Below are 1,257 nucleotides of genomic sequence, written 5' to 3'. Positions count from 1 at the left end.
CTAGTACTACAGCCGCACTTAGTTTTTGCTGGTCCCGCGTGTCGACTGTGTGAGACTGGGAATTCACCGGCATGTTGCTCGTGTGATAGATGAGGTGGATGTGGCAGAGGTGCGGGCGTGGGCGGCCGGGCTGGAGGAAGTGCACGCCCGAATCGCACCGCGATTCGCGCGTTCCGAGCCGCGCGAGCGGGTCTTGGCGTACGTGCGCGGGCTGCTCGCGCCGTTGGAGAGGAAGAACTCTTGGACGCTGGCCGAGCGGGCCGGCGAGGCGATCCCGGATGGGATGCAACGTCTGCTGGCCACCGCCGACTGGGACGCGGACGCGGTGCGCGATGACGTGCGCGACTACGTGGTCGAGCACCTCGGGAGCGACTCGGCGGTGCTGGTGGTGGACGAGACCGGGTTTCTCAAGAAGGGCACCAAGTCGGCCGGGGTCGCCCGGCAGTACTCGGGCACGGCCGGGCGGATCGAGAACTGCCAGATCGGGGTGTTCCTGGCGTATGCGACACCGGCCGGGCGTACTCTGATCGACCGCGAGCTGTACCTGCCCAAGGCGTGGGCCGAGGACACACCGCGCCGTGAGCAAGCAGGCGTGCACGAGGACGTGGAGTTCGCGACCAAGCCGGAGCAGGCGATGGCCATGATCGGCCGCGCCCTGGACGCGCACGTGCCCGCCGGGTGGGTCGCAGGCGATGAGGTCTACGGCCAGCACGCGCGGCTGCGGATGATGCTCGAGGAGCGCGAGCTGCCCTATGTACTGGCGGTTCCGGTCAACCAGCACGTGATCGCCACCCTCGACGGGAAGCTCACCGAGCTGCGCGCGGACGAGCTCGCCGCGCACCTGCCCGCCCAGGCGTGGAAGACGATCTCGGCCGGCGCGGGCGCCAAGGGGCCGCGGCTGTACCACTGGGCCAAGGCGCCGATCCGGCCACTGGAGGCCGAGCGCCGCTACTGGCTGCTGGTCCGCCGCAGCACCACCGACCCGCAAGACCTCGCCTACTACCTGTGCTACGGGCCGCCGCGCACCCGACTGGGCGAGTTGGTCCGAGTGGCCGGAGCCCGCTGGGCGATCGAGGAAACCTTCCAGACCGCCAAGGGACAAGCCGGCCTGGACCAGTACCAGGTCCGTCGCTACGACAGTTGGTACCGACACATCACCTTGTCCATGCTGGCCCACGCCTTCCTGACCATCACCACCGCCGACGCCGGCGCAAAAAGGGGGCCCACAGCAAACCCGCCCAAGAGCTGATCCCGTTA

Annotated in this window: 1 protein-coding gene; it reads left to right on the top strand. The window is 68.7% G+C overall.

Annotation, left to right across the window (positions count from 1 at the left end; translation table 11 throughout):
• Positions 1 to 94: 94 nt before the first annotated feature.
• Positions 95 to 1,249 (top strand): IS701 family transposase, encoded by a 1,155-nt coding sequence (locus FRW57_RS21760; RefSeq protein ID WP_137123593.1) that lies wholly within the window; start codon positions 95 to 97, stop codon positions 1,247 to 1,249.
• Positions 1,250 to 1,257: the final 8 nt, after the last annotated feature.

Origin of the sequence: Segeticoccus rhizosphaerae (assembly GCF_009192725.1) — a bacterium.
GTDB classification, from domain to species: domain Bacteria; phylum Actinomycetota; class Actinomycetes; order Actinomycetales; family Dermatophilaceae; genus Segeticoccus; species Segeticoccus rhizosphaerae.
This window is presented reverse-complemented; position numbering and strand designations above follow the sequence as displayed.